The sequence below is a fragment of the Sphingopyxis sp. SCN 67-31 genome (genome assembly GCF_001725095.1).
On record NZ_MEFH01000012.1, the window covers coordinates 57,363 to 77,939 of the forward strand.

Here is a 20,577-nt window from a genome sequence, read left to right on the forward strand (position 1 = left end):
TCGGTAAAGTATGCCGGGACGCACAGTGTTGATAATAGATCATTATCAACACCCTATACTTTAGAAAGTGACCGCGCTAATCCTCGTCCCCATGACCACTGACCCGCCCGAACCGCTGGCGCTGCCGTCGCCGGCGGCCGCGCCGCCCGATCCGTCGGTGGCGCAAGTCGTCGAGGACGTGCGCGATCTGGTCGGCGCCGGCATCCGCCTCGATCAAGAACTGGTTGCGGCCGCGGTGCGGGGCTGGTCCAACAATACGCGCCGCGCCTTCTGCTCGGACCTGAAGGTTTGGGGCGACTGGTGCCGCCGTCATGGCATCGCTCCGGTGCGGGCGACGCAGAGTGATGTGGCCGCCTATATTCGCGCGCTGTCGGGCATCGACCCCTCGGCCGAAAAGGTCCGCGCGATGGCGACGATCGAACGCTATGTCTCCTATATCGGGCGGGCCTATCGCATGGCCGGTCTTGCCGATCCTACTGCCGGGGAGTTGGTGACGCTCGAAAAGAAGGCCGCCCGCAAGAAACGGGGCGTGCGCCAGCGCCAGGCCCGCGCAATCCGCTTCAAGGGCGACATTGCCGATTTCGACAGCCCGCCAAGCGGCGTATGCCTCGCACATCTTATCAAGGCGGTCCGGCGCGACGTGATGGGCCTGCGCGACGAGGCGCTGTTGCGCGTCGCCTATGATGTGGGTGCGCGCCGCTCGGAGCTGGTGGCGATCGACGTCGACCATATCCACGGACCGGACGCGGGCGGGGCAGGGGCCTTGTTCGTGCCCACCAGCAAGACCGATCAGGAAGGCGAGGGGGCCTGGGCTTATCTCTCGCCCGCGACCATGAAGGCGATCGCGCGCTGGCGCGAGGCGGCGCATATCGACAAGGGGCCGCTGTTCCGCCGCATCGAAACCCATTTTGACGGCTCGATCGCGGCGATCGGCACCAAGCGGCTGCATCCCAACAGTATCACGCTGCTCTACAAGCGGTTGGTCCAGCGGGCGTTCGACAAGAAGCTGCTTGGCCCTATGAGCGAGGCGGAAGTCGCGCGCTGGGTTGCGGCCGTGTCGAGCCATTCGCTGCGTGTGGGCGTGGCGCAGGACAATTTTGCGGCGAGGGAAAGCCTGCCTGCGATCATGCAAGCTTATCGCTGGCGCGATCCCAAGACGGTGCTGCGCTATGGCGCGCAGCTAGCCGCCAAGAGCGGGGCGAGCGCAAGGATGGCGGTGAGGGTTGGCGAGTAATGCCGCGCCGCTGACAGAACATCGTCGCCGCGCAGGCCAAGGCGCGCGCCATGGCATTGCAGAGACGATTCCCGCAAATCGTCTCTGTTGCAACGCCCCGACGAGAGACGAGAGTGTGCCGTTAGCTGGCTGGCCGGATCACAGCGCAGCCGACGCGCGCACCGGCGCCGCCGATCGGCTGCGTGATATGGTCATCGGGGCTGGCGTGGATCACCAGCGCAGATCCATCGGCGTCGAGCAGGTTCGGCCGGTCGGACCCTGCGCCTAGCGAGACGAGCGCGGAGAAGGCTTCGGCATTGGCGGTGCCGTCTGCCCCCACATAGATGTTCGGAAGCTCCCCGAAATCCGGGCCTTCCGGATTAAGGAGCCCGTGCGGCATCTTGTGGCCGTCATGGTTGATATGGGCGCCTGATTTCTGGAAGCCCTGGTCCGAGCAGTCGCCGGTCGCGTGGAAGTGCATTGCGTGCCAGCCCGGCGTCAATCCGGAGGCTGTCAAGCGGAGGAGCACGCCGGTACGGCCGTTGGTCAAGGTCGCTTCTCCGATCTTGGTCCCGCCCGCCAGCACGATGTCGCTTTTGATGCTCGGCGGTGCGGATGTCTGCGCGATCGCGGCCGTGGCCGCGACCATTCCAACGACTGCCAAAGCAGTTCTCATAGATTTCATCACTCTTTCTCCTTCCACATAATTATCTTGGACCAATGCGATGGACGCAATTGCATCTCGGCCGCCGCGCGGGGATAGCGACCGCTAGTGGTCATTCTCCACCCTGTTGCGCCCTATGAGCGGCAACATGCGATGCAGCACGAGGTCGCGGTCGATGAAATGATGCTTGAGCGCCCCCAGCACATGCAGGGCGAGGACGACATAGATCGCCTTGACCAGGATCTTGTGCCAGTCCCCGAAGGTCTCGGATAGATCCTCGCCTTGCGGCAAAGGCAGATTGGGGGCGGGCACAGCTCCGTACAGCGGGACTTCGGGTGCTCCACCGGCCGACGCCGCGGCCCATCCCAATAGCGGCGCCCCGATCATCAGCACATAGAAGAGAATATGGGTGCCGCGGGCGAGGAGGCGTTCCCACAGTTTCATGCCTTGTGGGAAAGGGGGCCATGGATGCGCGATCCGCCATCCGAGCCGGAACAGGCTCAAAAGCAGGACGGTGATGCCAACGGATTTATGAAGCTGGTAATAGCCGAGCTTCTCCGATGGCTGCGCGTCCTCCATCCAGCCCCCGAAGGTCGCGTTGGCGAATATAAGCACGAAGATCGTCCAATGGAGGATGATCGAGACCGTGGAATAACGGGATCTGGATTCTTGCATCGGAACCTCCCGGTCGAGTGATGGCGAGGCTGGTACGGATCAGAGCCAGTCGGCGGTTTGGACGAGTGGTCACAAATGGCGTTCGTGTCGCGTAAGTCGCCTTCCCTTGTTCTGTTCAAGCCAACGAGAAGCAAGGGATTTCGCAGGCACCAGACTCTATTCGCCCGCGGCACGATTTCCGGACACAACCTGGGATGAGCCAAGCTGGGAACGGGGCGGCAGAAGACGCGCGGAATTGAGGATGAAGGTCAGTTCCGATGCGACATGGATGAAAGCAGCGAGCAGCGGCCCCAAATATCCGAAGGCCGCGAGACCGATACCCAACAGGTCGATGGCGATGGTTCCGCCGAAGTTCTGCCAGATGATGCCGCGCGTCCGCCGCGCCACCTTGAGGGTGTCGACAAAGCGCGCCAGATCGTTTCCGAGTAGCACGATGTCCGCGCTCTCCTGCGCCACGTCCGTGCCCGATCCCATCGCGACCCCGACATTCGCCTCGGCAAGGCCCGGTGCGTCGTTGACCCCATCGCCGACCATCGCGACGCATTTCCCATCCCGGATCAGGCCGCGAATGCGTGCGAGCTTATCTTCGGGCAACAGGCCAGCCTCGATCTGCGAGATGTTGAGTGAACGGCCCACGGCATTGGCAACCGCTGGCGTGTCGCCGGTGAGCAGAATTGTCTTGATGCCCATCAGCCATAGCGCCTGCATTGCGGCGCGGGCTTCGGGCCGGACCGTGTCTGCGATAGCGATTGTCCCGAGATAGCGTCCGTCACGCGCCACGAACACGTCAGAGGCGGCCTCAATGCCCGGCCCCGCGTCATCGGGGACAACCAGGCCGTTGTCGGACATCCAGGCGTCGTTGCCGACAAGAATTTTGCTGCCGGCGACATCGGCGGCAATGCCACGCCCCGGCGTATAGTCGAAGCGGTCGGGCTCGCTGATGGCGAGGCTCCGCGCACGGGCCATCTGGATAATCGCCTTGCCGAGCGGGTGTTCGGAGCGCAGCTCGGCGGCCGCGGCGGCAGTAAGCAGGTCGTCCTCATTCACGCCTTCGGCAGGCGCGAGTCCGTGAATCTCGGGCCGACCAAAGGTCAAGGTGCCCGTCTTGTCGACGACGACCGTATCTACCTTGCCGAGTGTTTCGAGGTGGACGCCGCCCTTGATGATCGCCCCGAGCCGGGCCGAGCGACCGATGCCTCCCAGGATGGCCAGGGGCGTGCCCGCCGCGATGCCGCAGGCGCCCGCGACGATGATGACCGAGATAGTGGAATAGAGATCGCGGGTGATGAGCCAGGTGACGATTGCGGAGCCGATCGCGAAATAGACGAGATAACCCGCCATGCGATCCGCCAGCCTCTGGACGGGCGCGCGCGAGCGGTCGGCGCGCTCTACCGCTTCGATGATCTTGCCGTAGCTCGTATCGCGCCCGATCCGCTCGGCCCGGACTTCGAGCGCGCCCGACTGATTGATCGAGCCGGCGAAGATGGATGTTCCCTCGATTTTCTCAACGGGCATCGATTCGCCCGTGATCCGCGATTCATCGACGAACGAGTGGCCGCTGAGCACGATGCCGTCCACCGGGATGCGGCCGCCGGGAGCAATGAGAATGGCGTCGCCCACGCTCAGCTCGTTGGCGGAGATGGTCTTCACCGCGCCGGTGCGGCGCACCGATACTTCGCGTGGCAGAAATTCAAGGAGGTCGCGGATCGCCTTGCGGCCCCGTCCGACCGTCATGCCTTCGAGAACTTCGGCCACCAGCACGAACAGGGTGATGACGAGCGCCGTAAAGAACTCGCCGATGGCCGCCGCCGCGACGATGGCGATCGACATCGAAAGCTCCATGGTCATTCGACGCTGAAGGACGTTCTCGAAGGCTTCCTTGAAGATCGGCCATCCGCCGATGGCGAGGCCGACGACGCCGATCACGCTGACGCGCGGAAACGGCTCCCACAGACCGAACCAGACAGCGGCGGCAGCAAGCGCAACCAGCACGATCCGCACGGCCTCCGGCCATTCAAAAGGATGATCGTGATCGTGATGGTCGTCATGATGATCGTGATCATGACGGTCGCGGTCGAGGCTTGCCACATCGCTACCGGCCGCTGGCGCTATGGTACGGGCATCGGCTGCGTCCGCAAGGGTTCGTCTGGAGATGTCAGCAGCCAATTTCGATTCCAGTCCTATTTGAAGTAGGTTCGCACCACGTCGATAAGTTCTCCGGCACCGTCCTCGCGCTCTTGGGGCGTAAGTGCCGGGTCCGCGACGTGCATCTCGATGTGATCCTCGACCACCTCGGCAATGAGACCGTTCAATGCGCCGCGCGCGCCGGCGATGAGGTGCAGCACGGTGGCGCAGCCCTTCTCACCTTCGAGTGCGCGTTCCACCGCTTCGATCTGACCGCGAATCCGCCTGACGCGGTTCAGCAGCTTGGTCTTCTCGCGAATCGTGTGTGCCATGCGCACCTCCTACCAGCCAAAGGGATAGCCCACTACCCTATTTTGATCTGTGTCTACAGGCGCGGAAATGCGTCGGATCGAAGTCACGCGCGCCTGGATTTCTGCATGATACTTGCCTTCTTTCGCTGGCGGCTTATGCTCGGCGGTCGTGATTGGGGTTTTTCGCCTTCGACTTTTTGGGCTTTGCTCGACGCTTTGTGTCGCGTTGGCGTTTGCCTTTGCGAGCGCCAGCACGGCGAGCGTAGTCGATCGGATTCAGCACCAATCCGGTGCAGCGAGCAGCCACGACCATCTGCCATTCAGCCGAATCGTCTTCGAGACCAGCGACCATAAGCATGGGCCTGATGCTACCGAGTCGGATGGCAGTCGTGATGCTCCCGACCACCAACCTGGAACGGGGCATCACCACCATGGCGGCGATAGCGGCTCCGGGTTGCTTGCCCCTGCATCGCGGGGATCGGGATGGGTTTTCTCGCGATTTTTGCCTTGGCAGTCGCCCGCCGATAGCGGACTGCCCGATTTTCTGACACACGGTCCCGAACGACCTCCAAAGGCCAGCGCGATCCGCACCTGAGCCGCCGCGTCACTTGAGGCGCGGCCTATGCCACGCCTGCTCGTGAGGCCGTTTTGTCATGTTTTCCAATATCGTTGCGCGCGCCCCGGCGCGTTTGCGGCGCGCGCTTGCGATAGGCGCAGCGCTGGCCGTCCTGTCCGTGCCTTCGATCGGCGCGGCGCAGACCCTCAGCCTGTCGGATGCGTTGTCGCGCGTCGCGGCCGGCGATCCTTCCGTTGCGGCCAATGCCGCCCGGCTCCGGGCGGCCGATGCCGCCATCCTTCAGGCCGATGTGCGCCCGCGCGATGTCGTCGGCGTCGATGCCGAGGACTTCGTGGGCACCGGCCCCTATTCGCCGGTCGGACGGTCGCAGACGACCGCCTGGTATGAGCGGACGTTGGAACGCGGAGGCAAGCGCGAAGCCCGCGTCGGCGCGGCGCGCTCGGAAGTCGGCGTTACCGTCGAGCGTAACCGCCTGCGGATGCTCGACCTGCTGGCGCAGGTGCAGGCCGCCTGGGTCGACGCGCTGGCGGCCGAGGCCACAATCCCGATCGCGGAACAGCGCCTCGCCGCCGCGCAGCTCGTTGAGACCGAGACCGGCCGCCGGGTCGGCCGCGTGCTCGATCCGCTGTTCGCGGGCGAACGAGCAAGAACCGCCGTAGCACAGGCCCGCATCGCGCTCGACCAGGCGCGAGAGAATGCGCGGATCGCGCGCGCCAGCCTTGCCGCTTTCTGGGGTGGAACGGCCGACTACAGCCTTGACCCGTCGTCGTTCGGATTTGCGGAGGCCGGCGCGGGTGCGCCCGAAAGCAGCCCCGATCTCGCACTGCTCACTGCCGAGCGCGACGCGGCCGGCGCGCGGGTGCGGCTCGCCGAGACCGGCAATTTCAGCGATCCGACCGGGCGCGTTGGCGTGCGCCACTTTGGGCAAGGCAATGACGTGGCGATCATGGTCGGCGCGTCGATCCCGCTCGGCAGCCGGACCGCTAATCGTGGCAATGTCGCGCGGGCCAATGCCGAAGCGCAGGCGGCTGAAGCCGAGATCGCGGTTACGCGCGTGCAGGTCCGGCGCGAGATCGACCGGCTCATCGCCGAACGGGCAACACTCGCCACCGAGATCGTGCGGATCGAGCGCGAGGTTCTGCCGAGCGCCGAGCGCGCGGTGGTGCTGGTGGGCGATGGTTTTGCCCGTGGCGGCACCGCCTTCACTTTCCTCGAAGCCAACCAGGCCCAACAAGCGGTGGTCGATGCCCGGTCCCGACGGGTTGAGCTGCTGCGCCGCTTCCACCTCAACGGCGCCCGGCTCGACCGGCTGACCGGCCGCCACGCTTCCCTTCTCGCCAGCGCGGAGAACCGCTGATGAAACGATCCCTTCTTGTCGCGGGCTCATTGCTCGCTCTTTCCCTGCTCACCGGATGCGGAGAGTCCTCGTCCACTAACGAAACCGCCGAGCCTAAGGCTGCCGCTGCCGAGGATTATGAGCGCGGACCGCATCGCGGGCGCATGCTGCGCGACGGCGATTTCGCAGTCGAGATCACGATCTTCGAGGAGGGAGTCGATCCCGAGTTCCGCGTCTATGCCTACCGGAAGGACAAGCCGGTGTCGCCAGGCGAAGTGCGGCTCGCCATGGAGTTGACGCGCCTTGGCGGAAAGGTCGATCGCTTCGCATTTACCCCTCAGGGGGATTATCTGCGCGGTGGCGGCGTGGTGATCGAGCCACATTCGTTCGACGTGAAGGTGCGGGCCGTCGAGGGCAGACGCACCCACGACTGGACCTATGCCTCCTATGAGGGCCGAACGACCATATCCGCGCAGGCAGCGCAGGCTGGCGGCGTGCGATCCGAACGTGCGGGGCCTGGGGCCGTTGCCGAGTTGATCGACATGAGCGGCCGGATCGAGATCACGCCTGAAGGCAAGGCCGACGTGCGCGCCCGCCTGCCAGGGCAAATCGTGTGGATGACCGGAAATCTGGGCGATCGGGTCAGCCGGGGGCAGACGCTGCTGCGTGTCGAGTCCAGCCATTCGCTCCAAACCTATGCGGTGACGGCGCCGATCAGCGGTGTCATCGTCGAGAAGAATGCCAATGTCGGCGACACGACGGGCGACCGTGCCCTGTTCGTGATCGCTGATCCGACCCAGCTCCATGCCGAGTTCTTCGTCTATCCGCGTGATGCCGAGCGCGTGCGGGTGGGTCAGCGGGTCAACCTCCGCAGCCTCTCCGGCGAAGCGCGAATCGAAGCGCCTGTCGAGGCGATCTTGCCGACCGCGGACGTCGCCAGCCAGACCATGATGGCGCATGTCCATCTGCCGCCGGGCGCATCGCGCGATTTCCGGCCCGGTATGGGCGTCGAGGGATCATTTGCGGTCGCCGAGGCGCAAGTACCGCTCGCGGTGAGAACCAAGGCCATCCAGCGCTTTCGCGATTTCGAGGTGGTCTATGCCAGGGTCGGCAACACATACGAAGTGCGGATGTTGGAGATCGGCCGACGCACGCCCGAATGGACCGAGGTGCTCGGCGGCCTCGAACCCGGCACCGAATATGTGACCGACGGCGCTTTCCTGATCCGCGCCGACATCGACAAGGCGGGGGCCAGCCATGACCACTGAGAACGAAACGCCCGTGCGTTCCGCATTGCTCGAACGCCTCATCTCCAACGCGATCCGCTTTCGCTGGGCCGTTTTGACCATCGTTGCGTTGCTTTGCGGAATCGGCGTCTGGGCCTTCCAGCGCCTGCCGATCGATGCGACGCCGGACATCACCAACGTCCAGGTCCAGATCAACAGCGAGGCGGCGGGCTTCTCGCCGCTCGAAGCCGAACAGCGCGTCACCTTCCCGGTCGAGACCGCGATCGCGGGCATTCCGGGTCTGCAATATACCCGCTCGATCTCGCGCTACGGCCTCTCCCAGGTGACGGCGGTGTTCGAGGATGGGACGAGCGTCTATTTCGCGCGCCAGCTCATCAACGAAAGGCTCCAGACCGCGCGCGATCAGCTCCCCGAAGGCGTGGCGCCCGAGATGGGGCCAATCGCCACCGGGCTTGGCGAAATCCTGATGTATACGGTGGAGGCCGAGCCCAATGCGCGCAAGCCCGACGGCAACCGCTACACGCCCGAAGATCTGCGCACGCTTCAGGACTGGGTGATCCGGCCACAGCTCAGGAACACACCGGGCGTCACCGAAGTCAACAGCATCGGCGGCTATGAGCGGCAATATCATGTGACGCCGCTGCCCGACCGGCTCTCGGCCTACAATCTCAGCCTCAACGAGGTCGTGGCCGCGCTGGAGCGCAATAACGCCAATGTCGGCGCTGGCTATGTCGAGCGTTACGGCGAGCAATATCTGGTCCGCGTGCCGGGTCAGGCGTCGGGTATCGACGATCTGCGCTCGATCATCGTCACCAATCGCGGCGGCGTGCCGATCCGCGTCGCCGATGTCGCCGATGTCGTCATGGGCGAGGAGCTGCGCACCGGCGCGGCGACCGAGGACGGCGAGGAAGTGGTCCTGAGCACGGTGATGATGCTCGCGGGCGAGAACAGCCGAATCGTCGCCCGCGCCGCCGCCGAGCGATTGGAGGAAGCGGCAAAGGCGCTTCCGGCGGGCGTGAAGGCGGTCCCGATCTATGATCGCACCGGGCTCGTCGAACGGGCGATCTGGACGGTCGAAAAGAACCTGCTCGAAGGCGCGCTGCTGGTCATCGTCGTGCTGTTCCTGCTCTTGGGCAATATCCGTGCGGCGCTCATCACGGCGGCGGTCATCCCGATCACCATGCTGATGACCATCACCGGCATGGTGCGGGCGGGCGTCTCGGGCAACCTCATGAGTCTCGGTGCGCTCGACTTCGGGCTGATCGTTGATGGCGCGGTCATCATCGTCGAGAACTGTCTGCGCCGGTTCGGCGAAGCGCAGCACCGATTGGGACGGCTGCTCGACCGCGAGGAGCGCTTTGCGCTCGCCGCATCGGCGACGTCGGAGGTCATCCGGCCATCGTTGTTCGGGATGCTCATCATCGCGCTGGTCTATGTGCCGATCTTCGCGCTCTCGGGCGTCGAAGGAAAGATGTTCCACCCGATGGCGATCACCGTCGTCATGGCGCTGACCTTCGCGCTCATTCTGTCGCTCTCCTTCGTGCCCGCGGCGGTGGCCCTATTCGTCACCGGCAAGGTCGAGGAGAAGGAAAGCCGGCTGATGGGATGGGCGCGCAAACTCTATGCGCCGGCGCTCGACGCGGCGCTGCGGCTGCGGATCGCGTTTGTTGCGGGCGCGGTGGCGCTGGTCGCCATCGCGGGTTTTGCGGCCACGCGCATGGGCTCGGAGTTCGTCCCCAATCTCGACGAGGGCGACATCGCGCTTCATGCGCTGCGCGTCCCCGGAACGAGCCTGAGCCAGGCGATCCAGATGCAAACCTCGCTCGAAGCACGGCTCAGACAGTTTCCCGAGGTCGAGCGGATCGTCGCCAAGATTGGTACCGCCGAAGTGGCGACCGATCCGATGCCTCCTTCGGTCGCCGACACTTATATCATGCTCAAGGACCGCCGCGAATGGCCGGACCCGCGAAAACCCAAGACCGAGCTGGTTCGCGAGATGCAGGCGGCGGCCGAGACCATCCCCGGTAACAATTACGAGTTCACCCAGCCGATCCAGATGCGGTTTAACGAGCTATTGTCCGGTGTCCGGGCCGATGTCGCGATCAAGGTGTTCGGCGACGATCTCGACCGGCTTCTTGAGGTCGGCCAGTCGATCGAAAGCGTGGTGAGCGGCATCGAGGGTGCGCAGGATGTGGCCGTCGAGCAGGTGACGGGCCTGCCCGTCCTTCAGATCACGCCCGATCGGGCGGCGATCGCGCGGTTCGGGCTCAATGTCGGCGACATCCAGGATGCGGTGGCGGTCTCGATCGGCGGCCGCGAAGCTGGCCAGATCTTCGAGGGCGACCGGCGCTTCCCGGTGATCGTGCGGCTTCCAGAGGACATCAGGAGCAAGGCCGACGAAATCGGGCGGCTGCGCATTCCGCTGGCGGGCAATAGCACGGACCCGCGCGGTTTCGTGCCGCTCGCCGAAGTGGCGAAGGTCGAGGTCGTGATTGGCCCGAACCAGATCAGTCGTGAAAATGGCAAGCGGCGCGTCGTCGTGACCGCCAATGTCCGAGGCCGCGATCTCGGTTCATTCATCGAAGAGCTTCAACAGAAGGTGGATGCACAGGTCGAAATCCCGCCTGGCTATTGGGTGAGCTACGGCGGCACGTTCGAGCAACTGATCTCGGCGGCCGAGCGGCTGCGCCTCGTCGTGCCCGCCGCCCTGTTGCTGATCTTCGGGCTGCTTTACGGTCTTTTCCGGTCCGCCAGGGATTCGGCGATCGTCTTCTCGGGCGTGCCGCTGGCGCTCACCGGGGGCGTGGCTGCACTGCTGATCCGGGGCATGCCGCTCTCCATCTCGGCAGGCGTGGGCTTCATTGCGCTCTCGGGCGTCGCGGTGCTGAACGGCGTGGTGATGCTGAGCTTTATCCGTCAGCTCCGGGAGACGAGCCAGAGCCTTGACGAGGCGATCCGCGAAGGCGCGCTCACGCGGCTCCGGCCGGTGCTGATGACCGCGTTGGTGGCGAGTCTCGGCTTCGTGCCGATGGCGTTCAACGTCGGCGCGGGGGCGGAAGTCCAAAGGCCGCTGGCGACGGTGGTGATCGGCGGCATCATCTCTTCGACGCTGCTGACGCTGCTGGTGCTGCCCGCGCTCTATCGCCTCGTCCACGGTCGCGAAGCGCGACCGGAAGACGAACACCCATCCCCCGACACGGCCCCGGCGCAAGCCTGAGCCACGGCCACTCCCACGCGCCGGCCCCCGGCGCGTGGGAGACCGGAAAGGATTTTTTCATGAGCTACTACGCAACCATTTTCGAGAACGCCTTGCGAAACAGACTGACGTTCGCGCTCGGCATTCTCGCGCTGACGTTCTGCTTCGGTTTCGACGCCTTTGCGCATGGCGTCGCAGAAGGCGACCAAGGCTATATTCAGGAAAGCAGCGGCGTTCTGTTCTGGCCCTTCGTATATCTCGGCGCCAAGCATATGGTCACGGGCTACGACCATTTGCTGTTCCTGTTCGGCGTGATCTTCTTCCTCTACCGGATGAAGGACATCGGCCTGTATGTGACGCTGTTCGCGATCGGCCATTCGACGACGATGCTGTTCGGCGTCCTCACCGGGATCAGCGCCAACGCTTATGTCATCGACGCGATCATCGGCCTGTCGGTGGTTTACAAGGCGCTCGACAACCTCGGCGCATTCCAGCGCTGGTTCGGCTTCCAGCCCAACACGAAATGGGCGACGCTCATCTTCGGTTTCTTTCACGGCTTCGGCCTGGCGACCAAGATCCTTGAGTTCGAGATTTCGCCGGACGGCTTGCTGCCGAACCTGATCGCATTCAACATCGGCGTTGAAATCGGCCAACTCCTTGCCCTTGGCGCGATCCTGATCCTGATGGGCTTCTGGCGCCGGACGAGCAGTTTCCACCGCCACGCCTTCGCCGCCAACGTCGCCCTCATGACCGCTGGCTTCATCCTCGTCGGCTACCAGCTCACCGGCCTCGCGGTCGCGTAACAAGGAGTAATGACAATGTTCAATTCCCAGATGCCCCGCCTCGAAGATTTGCCGACCTCGAAGCAACTCATCCGCTCGACGATCATCGCCGCCGCGACTGCGGGAGCGATCCTCGTCGCCGTAATCCTGCCTTCCGAATACGGTGTTGATCCAACGGGTGCTGGCAAGCTTCTCGGTCTGACCGAGATGGGCGAGATCAAGATGCAGTTGGCCGAAGAAGCCGCTGCCGATGCGGCCGCCGATGCCGCCGCATCGCAGGAGGCGGCTGCATTGGCCGTGGCTCAGGCAGCAGCGGGAGGCGCTCAACAGGCTGCCCCGGCGCAGCCGGGGGTTGCAGGCCGCAACGACACGACCCGCGTGACGCTGGCGCCGAACGAGGGCGCGGAGGTCAAGCTGACAGCAGCAAAGGGTGCGCGCATCGCATTCGACTGGTCGGTCGAAGGCGGACATGTCAACTTTGACACGCACGCAGACGGACAGGGCATCTCCTATCATGGCTACGGAAAGGGCCGGGAATCGATTGGCGAGCAAGGCGAACTGGTCGCCGCGTTCGATGGCAAGCATGGTTGGTTCTGGCGCAACCGCTCCGGTGCCCCGGTCACGATCACGCTCCGCACGCGGGGCGAATATAGCGAGGTCAAGCGGGTCGTCTGACTTGCCCACCTTTCCCCGAGGGGATTCCTGGAGAGACGGATATGCTTTCGGTTCTAGCCAATCGAACCTATCGCCAACTGTTCCTTGCGCAGGTCATCGCGCTGGTCGGCACTGGCCTCGCCACGGTCGCGCTCGGTCTGCTTGCTTATGACATTGCAGGGGCTGACGCCGGCGCGGTGCTGGGCACGGCAATGGCGATCAAGATGATTGCCTATATCGGCGTCGCTCCGATTGTCGGGGCCTACGCCAATCGCTTGCCGCGCCGTGCCTTTCTGATCGCAATGGATGTGATCCGCTGCTTGGTGGCGCTCGCGCTGCCGTTCGTGGATCAGGTCTGGCAAATCTATATTCTGATCTTCGTGCTGCAATCGGCATCGGCCGGGTTCACGCCGACGTTTCAGGCCACGATCCCCGACGTGTTGCCTGAGGAGAAAGACTATACGCGGGCGCTGTCGCTCTCGCGCCTTGCCTACGACATGGAGAGCCTGACCAGCCCGATGCTCGCCGCCGCGCTGCTGACGGTGATGAACTTCCACTGGCTGTTCTCGGGCACGGCGATCGGGTTCGCCTGCTCGGCGCTGCTGGTGCTGACGACGACCTTGCCGCGTTCCAGCGCGCACAATTCCGGTGGCGGCATCTACGACAATACGACACGCGGCGCGCGGCTTTATCTGAAAACGCCTCGGCTGCGCGGGCTGCTCGCGGTGACGCTTGCCGCCGCCGCCGCCAGCGCGATGGTGATCGTCAATACGCCGGTGCTGGTGCAGGCGGCGCTTGGGCTTGGCCAAAGAGAGGTGGCGATCACGCTTGCCGCGTTCGGCGGCGGCTCAATGCTGGCCGCGCTGCTGCTGCCCCGTCTGCTTGAACGGCTGTCCGATCGAAAGGTCATGCTTTCGGCCGCCTCGGTGATGACCGTTGCGCTCGCCGTGCTTGCCCTGACTTGGCGCGGCCACGCTTCACCCGGCTATTGGGGCGTGATCCTCGCGGGCTGGCTGGTGCTGGGCATCGCCTATTCGGCCAGCATAACACCGGGAGGCCGCTTGCTGCGACGATCATCGGCGGAGGAAGATCGACCCGCCTTGTTCGCTGCTCAATTCGCGCTCAGCCATGTTTGCTGGCTCATCGCCTATCCGCTCGCCGGGCAGGTCGGCGCGCTCGAAGGTATGGGAATCGCCTTCGGAGCCACCGCCGCCCTGGCGCTGATCGGCACGGTGATCGCGTTCGGAATCTGGCCCAAAGAGGATGTCGAGGTGGTAGCGCACAGGCATGACGATCTGCCACTCGATCATCCCCATCTTCTCGAAGGGCATCCGGGCGGGCGGGCAGGTCACGCTTTCGTGATCGACGAGCTGCATCCACGCTGGCCGATTCGGTAGCGGCGGCGAGCCTAAAAGCGAAAGTCGCGCGCTGGATCGTGGACGTGTGCCCCCCTCAATCCGGTTGAGCGCGGCGCAGCACAATTTTTTGCGGCCGAAGCGATCCAACGCCCGCATGGCGATGTGTGTTCAAGAGAATTGCTTATTCTGCTCGACGTGATCGGCAAAATTGGCCCATTTCAACGCTTGCAATATACTTGAGGATGCAATGGGAGAAATTATGGCGCGCGCGTCGACGTCGATCAATCTTATAGTTATGCAACGCCGGACCGCGATGTCGAGCGCCGTCTGAAAATTGCGCCGGGGCTGGCCGTTCAATTAGGCGGTTCGCTCACCGCTGTATGTTCGGCATGGCCAGATAGCATATCCGTAGCAGACGCGATTGCACATAGCCCCTTCAACTCGCTCGCCAAGGAACACGAGCTGCGTGACGAAACCGTGCGCGTTTCGTCTGCCTTCGATCGCCTCGCGCGAGGGAATGCCATTGATACCCAATGGTGCGACGGCATCTCGCATCCGAGCGCCGCAATTCTGGACCATGCGTTGCTTGCGGATCTCGTGATCATGAGCGTGCCGCCCGCATCGAGCTTCGCGCATGCCGATCCTCTGGAGATCGCGGCCCGGTCGGGTGCGCCGGTTCTAAGGCTCGGATCGAATTTCGAGACAACCTCATTTCAAAAGATTCTGATCGGATGGATGGACAGCCGCGAAGCACGTTGCGCCCTTCGCGCGGCTCTTCCTTTCCTTCAACGCGCCGGAGAAGTTGTTCTGGCGGGGGTCGGGGAAGGTGTCTCCTCCGCGCGCCTTGCCGAAGCTGGGGAGTATCTATCGATCCGTGAGGTGGGCGCTCAAATCTTGCACATAGAGAGCAGCGAGACGGCTGCGAGAACGGTATTGGCAGACCTTGCCCGTCGTGAAAATTTCCATCTGGTTGTTGCAGGCGCTCGATTCCATGGTCTCTGGAGAGAGAGATTATTTGGTGGAGTGACCCGAGACTTTATCGCAGTTCCGAACATAAACTGGCTTCTAGCCACGTAGGATTACATCTTGGGCGAGCGGATCGAGCCGCTATCAGGCAACCTATGACGCAATCATATCTGGACAGGCGCGCCGTTCTGCGCGGCGCGACCCTGATGGGCTCCGGCGTCGCCCTGGCAGGCTGGTTGCCGGCATGGGCGCAGCCGGTCTCAGCCGGCATCGCACCTGACATGCCCGTGCTGAGCGGCGAGGAGATCGCCATCCGCATCGCGCATCAGCCTGTCACGATCGATGGACGCACCAGCCATGGAATCGCCATGAACGGGACAATCCCGGCGCCGTTGATCCGCCTGCGTGAAGGCCAGAATGTGCGCATCGCCGTCACTAACGCGCTCGACGAGGACAGCTCCGTTCACTGGCACGGCCTCATCCTCCCCGCGGAGATGGACGGCGTGCCGGGGATCAGCTTTCCCGGTATTCGGCCCAATGAAACCTTCGTTTACGAGTTCCCGATCGTTCAGTCGGGCACCTATTGGTATCACAGCCATTCAGGGTTGCAGGAACAGCTTGGCCATTATGGGCCAATCATTATCGACCCGGCAGGCGAAGATCCGGTGCGTTCCGATCGTGAGCATGTGATCGTGCTCTCGGACTATAGCGCGACGCATCCGCATGTGATCTTCCGCAAGCTCAAGCAGCAGGGAGGTTATTTCAACCGCCGCCGACAGACGCTTGCGGGCCTGCTCGCCGGTCGCGATCAGACGCTTCGCGAGCGCCTGCGATGGGGTGCGATGCGGATGGACCCGACCGACGTCGCCGATGTCACCGGCGCGGCCTACACTTATCTCGTCAACGGCCACGGCCCTGCCGACAACTGGACGGGTCTCTTTCGCCCCGGAGAGCGGGTGCGCCTGCGCGTAATCAACGCGGCGGCGATGACGATCTTCAATTTCCGCATCCCCGGTCTCAAGCTCACCATCGTCCAGGCCGACGGGCAGAATGTGCGGCCGGTGGCGGCGAACGAATTGCAGATCACGGTGGCCGAGACTTACGACGTGATCGTCGAGCCGGTGGAGGATCGCCCCTATACGATCGTCGCCGAGGCAAGCGACCGCTCGGGCATGGGCTGCGCCACGCTGGCACCGCGCGCGGGCATGAGCGCGCAGATTCCGCTCCCGCGCGAGCGCCCGATCCTCACCATGACCGACATGGGCATGAGCGCTATGGATCATGGCGCGCTGAACGACGATTCGCGCGCCGGGGATGGCGGCCATGCAGGTCACGGCGCGGCGGTCTCAGCCACCGCCACGCCGCAAGGCTCACATGCGATGCGCGATTTCTCGAACGTGCCCAATGTTGCGCGCACGCCGGCAGTGCAGTCGATCGCGCCGATGCCAATCGACCGCACCGGCGAACCGGGGATCGGGCTTGATGATGTCGGCCATGACGTGCTGACCTATCGTCACCTGATGGCGCTCGACCGCAATCCTGACGTCAGGGCACCGAGCCGCAGTCTCCAGATCCATCTTACCGGCAACATGGAACGCTATATGTGGGCGTTCGACGGGGTGACTTTTAACGCGCTCACCGCGCCGATCCCGTTTCGTCAGGATGAGCGTGTGCGTATCACGCTGATCAATGACACGATGATGGCGCATCCGATCCACCTGCACGGCCATTTCTTCGAACTGGTGACGGGACACGGTTCGTATGCTCCGCGCAAGCACACGGTCAACGTCTTGCCGGGTGGATCGGTGACGCTCGATGTCACGACCGACGCGCTTGGTGATTGGGCGTTCCATTGCCATCTGCTCTATCACATGCACGCAGGGATGATGCACGTCGTCGCAGTGCGTGCGAAAGGGACTGGTTGATGTGCGCGCGGATCGTTGCGTTGACCGCGATGGGCCTAGCAGTCTCCATACCGGCGGCGGCACAGACCCACGCAGGTCATGGCGCCACTCAAACTCGCCCATCGGCTGAAACGTCCAATCCGGTGGCGTCCCCGGATGAAGGGCATGCAAGTCATGAAGCAAGCGATCCGTCCGCCGGCGGCGATCCGCAGGGTGGCCATGGCGACCCCCAAGAGGCTCCTGCACGGGCAGACTCCCACGCTGGTCATGGCACGCAGACGGCGGCCCCGCGTGCGGGAAGCCGTGTCATGCAGGAAGACCATAGCGCACATGGCGTCCCGCCAGCGGATCGAAGCGATCCACATGCAGACGGCACGGCGCTACCGGCGGGCAACGCAGCGCCGCCGCCTATTCCGGGAGACTGGCATGCCGACCGGAGTTTCGATCCGGCTGACATGGCGCAGGTTCGCGCGACGCAGCGGCGGGCGCATGGTGGTGGCACCTATAGCCAGGTCATCGTCGACATCGCCGAATATCGTGCGATCGGAGACGATGGCGGCTATGCGTGGAAAGCTGAAGCCTGGTATGGTGGTGACATAAACCGGGCGGTGCTGAAGACGGAAGGCGATGGCCGCTTTCGCGGCGATCTCAATGGTGCGGAGGTCGAAGCGCTCTATAGCCGCGCCATTGATCCCTACTGGAATCTGCAAGCCGGGCTACGCTATGATTTCGAACCATCGCGCGCCTATGCGGCGATCGGCGTCGAAGGTCTCGCGCCTTACTGGTTTGAGCTGGAAAGCGCGGTTTTCCTCTCCGATCGGGGTCACATATTTGTGCGCGCAGGCGGCTACCACGATATGCGCGTTACGCAGCGGCTGATTATTCAGCCGCGCGCCGAGATCAATCTGTCCGCACAGGACATCCCAAGCGATCGCATTGGTGCGGGCCTGTCCAGCGTCGAGCTTGGCGTCCGGTTGCGCTATGAGTTCACGCGCGAGTTCGCACCCTATGTCGGGGTCCATTGGGAGCGCAGCTTTGCCAACACCGCTGATTTTGCGCGCGCCGACGGACGCGACGTCAGCAACGCAAGCTTCGTCGCGGGCGTGCGCTTCTGGTTCTGATCCGCTCGATGCCTGGAGAGAGATCTGATCGTTGAAGGTCTCCGTCCGAGCGCGATGGCACCTGAGGTTTCGAGATGAAGCGGCCAACAAGGCCGCCACGCGCTCGTAATAGGCTGCTTCCGTGGTGAGGCTCAGCGATGGGGTCGATCGCAGGTGCAATCTCATGCCGAGCCGGTGGTCCAGCCACCCGAGGCTCTTGGAGACGGCAGAGGGCGTGGCACCGATCAGCCGACCGGCCTGGGCAAAGGATCCGGCCTGTACCGTATGCACGAACGCCACCAGGCGAGCGGGTCTTCTTAAGGATGATGATCGCGCTCGCCTTTTACGAAATGACGGAAAGATCAGAATCCGGGACTGACTGATGAAACGGTGCCAAAATTGGATCAGTAGACCAGCGTTCAGGCGCTTTCGGGGCCATTACTTGTCTGCCATTGACACCGGACAGCACGGTCCATAGCCAGCGCGCGTCCGCTGCTGCGCGATGCATTGCTGGGCAGAGGCGGTTAGCGTCTTGGCAGGCAGCCGAAATGGTGTCGGAACTGGATCCCCATTCATCCAACAGGGCGTTGGCGTGCTCGATCGGCGAGGGAAGAGGCCGGCATGTCACCGTGCCCAGCGTATCCCACCAGTAACTGTCTATCGTGCTGTCGGCAAAGACTCGTCTGCTGCCGATCGCTTTGTGGAGCTCTGCTAGGACCGCGTCGGGCGGATGCCCCTCGGCATTCAATTGAGCGCGCGATATTCCATGGAGAGCGAAGGCTTCATCGGTCCAATCCCAATCCCGCCATCGTGCATCTGGTTTGATTAGCCAGGACCGCACGCCGTTGGCGCTCGCGATGCCGACTTCGATCGGAAAGGATCGACCATGACGGGGGAGGCAGCTTGCTTCGAAATCGATAGCGACAAGATCCATGAGCGTCATCTCCTGCCGCGCGTCGCGGCCATGCAATGACCACCTTCGATGAGGTTGGCCGACGCCCCCTTGCTTGTCCTCGAAACGCCCTGCTTCGCGTTTGGGCAAATAGCCCGCGCCATGTTTCGAACCCATCGCCGAAAACGTGCGCAACAAGCGCTGCTTTGCGTAGGCTTCATGACCTTAGCTGGCTAACCCCGCCACGCATAGATGTTCTTCACGTCTTGAGTGACAGAGTGCCAGGGCCCTGGGACAGAGCAGGGGTCGCAGGTGTAAGCGCACCCTTTGGTCCGAGGATTTGCAGGTGGGTTGTTGGTTGCCGACAGACTTCAGTTTCGAAATCAATTTGCGGACCTGTGAAAGCGTTTTGAGCACCTGCCGCCTTCCGCGAGGATAGCCGGTGAAGGCAGCGCGAGGCCGGTCGTTGTTTCCCTCGCGAAAAACATCCATTCCTGAGATGCCTTGGGCCTGGCACCCGATATAGAGGTACGGATCATTAATCTGGTCGGAGCAGCGCCCTTGCAACAAGATGATAGCTCGAAGGGTGGATCTGATCGCGCGTTGGAAAGCGCAGTAAGTCGAGTGTTTCATCGTTGTAGGTCGCGGCGACCGAACTGACGATGGAGGCGCGTTGTCGATTATAGGGCAGTAGCCAAATCACACGGCGCGCGATGATTCGTGCACGGATGTTTCGCAGTTTTTTCGTGAGGTCTGGCGAAGCGGCATCGTTCGAGCCGATTGCGAATACGGATGCACCATAGCGCTTGGGCGGGATTTGCCAGCGCAAAATCTGATCTGCGTTCGCTCTTTCGGCTGCGCGGACGTCACACCGGGCGGCATAAAGGGCGTTTACTGCGCGGGCAGTTCCCAGCCCGATACTATCTCCTAGGATGAGGCACTCGAACACAATATCTAGTCCTCGCATGCTGAACACCGGTTATCTCAAGCGGAAGATTTCGGTCCTGAGATGTTCTTGTTCGCCCTCGTCGATCTCCCGGCTTACCTGTGACAAGTCGGCTCTGGCGATCAGGTAGATACCTTTGCCTTTGAAGAAGGCGGTGATCCGCGTCGTCTCGTCCTCTGGTGGAATCTGTGAACCGAAGCGATGAGACCACCGGCTGTCCACGAAGCGGATGAGCCTTTTCCAAGCATCGATCTCGCTCCGGTGAACCTCGAGTGTCTCGTGATCCTCGAGGAGTATGACAAGAATCGAGGCATGCATGATGCTGTCCATCAAGAAGGATCAGGGCCATCGGGGCGGGGAGGGCTGACTAGCTTCGATTTTCTGCTTCCTCTCAATAAGTATTTTTCCGAATCTTGATTTATTCGTTTCGGCTCACATGAGGGATTTGGAAGCCATCCTCGATTACATCCAAAATGGAGATAAATTTGAGCGATTAGGCGTATAGCTATTCCCACGATCAGCGGGTCGTAGAGATGGCTCTGTTGCAAAGATTGGCGGCAGTCAGAGGTAGGCTGTCGCTCTGCGCCGATCAGGCGGCTGCTGCGAAATGGTGGTTGAGCATGCCCATGGCC

General features: G+C 63.2%; 17 protein-coding genes and 1 pseudogene. 10 read left to right on the top strand and 8 right to left on the bottom strand.

The genetic code is table 11. From position 1 onward, the window contains the following. Positions 1–91 precede the first annotated feature (91 nt). Positions 92–1,234 (top strand): site-specific integrase, encoded by a 1,143-nt coding sequence (locus ABS88_RS01295; protein ID WP_039858563.1) that lies wholly within the window; start codon positions 92–94, stop codon positions 1,232–1,234. Positions 1,235–1,355: 121 nt separating this feature from the next. Here ABS88_RS01295 and ABS88_RS01300 read toward each other — a convergent pair whose 3' ends face one another. From ABS88_RS01300 to ABS88_RS01315, 4 genes are all read right to left on the bottom strand, one after another. After that, positions 1,356–1,862 (bottom strand): superoxide dismutase family protein, encoded by a 507-nt coding sequence (locus tag ABS88_RS01300; RefSeq protein ID WP_007015469.1) that lies wholly within the window; start codon positions 1,860–1,862, stop codon positions 1,356–1,358. A gap of 120 nt (positions 1,863–1,982) precedes the next feature. After that, positions 1,983–2,552, bottom strand: coding sequence for a cytochrome b (locus tag ABS88_RS01305; RefSeq protein WP_007015468.1), 570 nt, complete (start codon positions 2,550–2,552; stop codon positions 1,983–1,985). Between the two features lie 156 nt (positions 2,553–2,708). Continuing rightward, positions 2,709–4,718: a heavy metal translocating P-type ATPase gene (locus ABS88_RS01310; protein WP_200894447.1), complete on the bottom strand. Its 2,010-nt coding sequence runs from the start codon at positions 4,716–4,718 to the stop codon at positions 2,709–2,711. A gap of 14 nt (positions 4,719–4,732) precedes the next feature. Continuing rightward, entirely contained in the window at positions 4,733–5,008 is a 276-nt protein-coding gene (locus ABS88_RS01315; RefSeq protein ID WP_039858559.1) for a metal/formaldehyde-sensitive transcriptional repressor, read from the bottom strand. 632 nt (positions 5,009–5,640) lie between these two features. On the opposite strand from ABS88_RS01315, the gene ABS88_RS01320 reads away from it, so the two are divergent. The 9 genes from ABS88_RS01320 (at position 5,641) to ABS88_RS01360 (ending at position 18,128) form a co-directional block, all read left to right on the top strand. Continuing rightward, positions 5,641–6,921 (top strand): TolC family protein, encoded by a 1,281-nt coding sequence (locus tag ABS88_RS01320; RefSeq protein ID WP_502686127.1) that lies wholly within the window; start codon positions 5,641–5,643, stop codon positions 6,919–6,921. After that, positions 6,921–8,168, top strand: a complete 1,248-nt coding sequence (locus tag ABS88_RS01325) for an efflux RND transporter periplasmic adaptor subunit (RefSeq protein WP_041565046.1) — start codon at positions 6,921–6,923, stop codon at positions 8,166–8,168. The genes ABS88_RS01320 and ABS88_RS01325 overlap by 1 nt, the downstream gene beginning before the upstream one ends. After that, complete coding sequence (locus ABS88_RS01330) at positions 8,158–11,364, top strand: efflux RND transporter permease subunit (RefSeq protein WP_039858545.1); 3,207 nt, start codon at positions 8,158–8,160, stop codon at positions 11,362–11,364. The genes ABS88_RS01325 and ABS88_RS01330 overlap by 11 nt, the downstream gene beginning before the upstream one ends. 59 nt (positions 11,365–11,423) lie before the next feature. Further along, entirely contained in the window at positions 11,424–12,146 is a 723-nt protein-coding gene (locus tag ABS88_RS01335) for a HupE/UreJ family protein (RefSeq protein ID WP_007015461.1), read from the top strand. Positions 12,147–12,161: 15 nt separating this feature from the next. Further along, positions 12,162–12,800 carry a hypothetical protein gene (locus tag ABS88_RS01340; RefSeq protein WP_007015460.1) on the top strand — a complete coding sequence of 213 codons (639 nt, stop codon included), beginning with the start codon at positions 12,162–12,164 and terminating at the stop codon, positions 12,798–12,800. A 41-nt stretch (positions 12,801–12,841) separates the two neighbouring features. Then, positions 12,842–14,176, top strand: a complete 1,335-nt coding sequence (locus ABS88_RS01345) for an MFS transporter (protein ID WP_007015459.1) — start codon at positions 12,842–12,844, stop codon at positions 14,174–14,176. A gap of 438 nt (positions 14,177–14,614) precedes the next feature. Next, entirely contained in the window at positions 14,615–15,214 is a 600-nt protein-coding gene (locus ABS88_RS01350) for a putative universal stress family protein (RefSeq protein WP_007015457.1), read from the top strand. A gap of 44 nt (positions 15,215–15,258) precedes the next feature. Continuing rightward, on the top strand, positions 15,259–17,028 hold the full coding sequence (locus ABS88_RS01355) for a copper resistance system multicopper oxidase (RefSeq protein WP_007015456.1): 1,770 nt from the start codon (positions 15,259–15,261) through the stop codon (positions 17,026–17,028). 287 nt (positions 17,029–17,315) lie between these two features. Beyond that, complete coding sequence (locus tag ABS88_RS01360; RefSeq protein WP_007015455.1) at positions 17,316–18,128, top strand: copper resistance protein B; 813 nt, start codon at positions 17,316–17,318, stop codon at positions 18,126–18,128. A gap of 126 nt (positions 18,129–18,254) precedes the next feature. Here the strand turns inward: ABS88_RS01360 and ABS88_RS01365 are convergent. From ABS88_RS01365 to ABS88_RS01380, 4 genes and pseudogenes are all read right to left on the bottom strand, one after another. Then, a pseudogene (locus ABS88_RS01365) lies at positions 18,255–18,407 on the bottom strand (helix-turn-helix domain-containing protein); the annotation flags it as partial. A 43-nt stretch (positions 18,408–18,450) separates the two neighbouring features. Then, a complete protein-coding gene (locus tag ABS88_RS01370) occupies positions 18,451–19,194 on the bottom strand; it encodes a 3'-5' exonuclease (RefSeq protein ID WP_200894448.1) in 744 nt (247 codons plus the stop codon). Between the two features lie 343 nt (positions 19,195–19,537). Then, a complete protein-coding gene (locus tag ABS88_RS01375) occupies positions 19,538–19,948 on the bottom strand; it encodes a hypothetical protein (protein WP_039858538.1) in 411 nt (136 codons plus the stop codon). Positions 19,949–19,978: 30 nt separating this feature from the next. Further along, a complete protein-coding gene (locus ABS88_RS01380; protein ID WP_007015452.1) occupies positions 19,979–20,275 on the bottom strand; it encodes a hypothetical protein in 297 nt (98 codons plus the stop codon). Between the last annotated feature and the right edge of the window lie 302 nt (positions 20,276–20,577).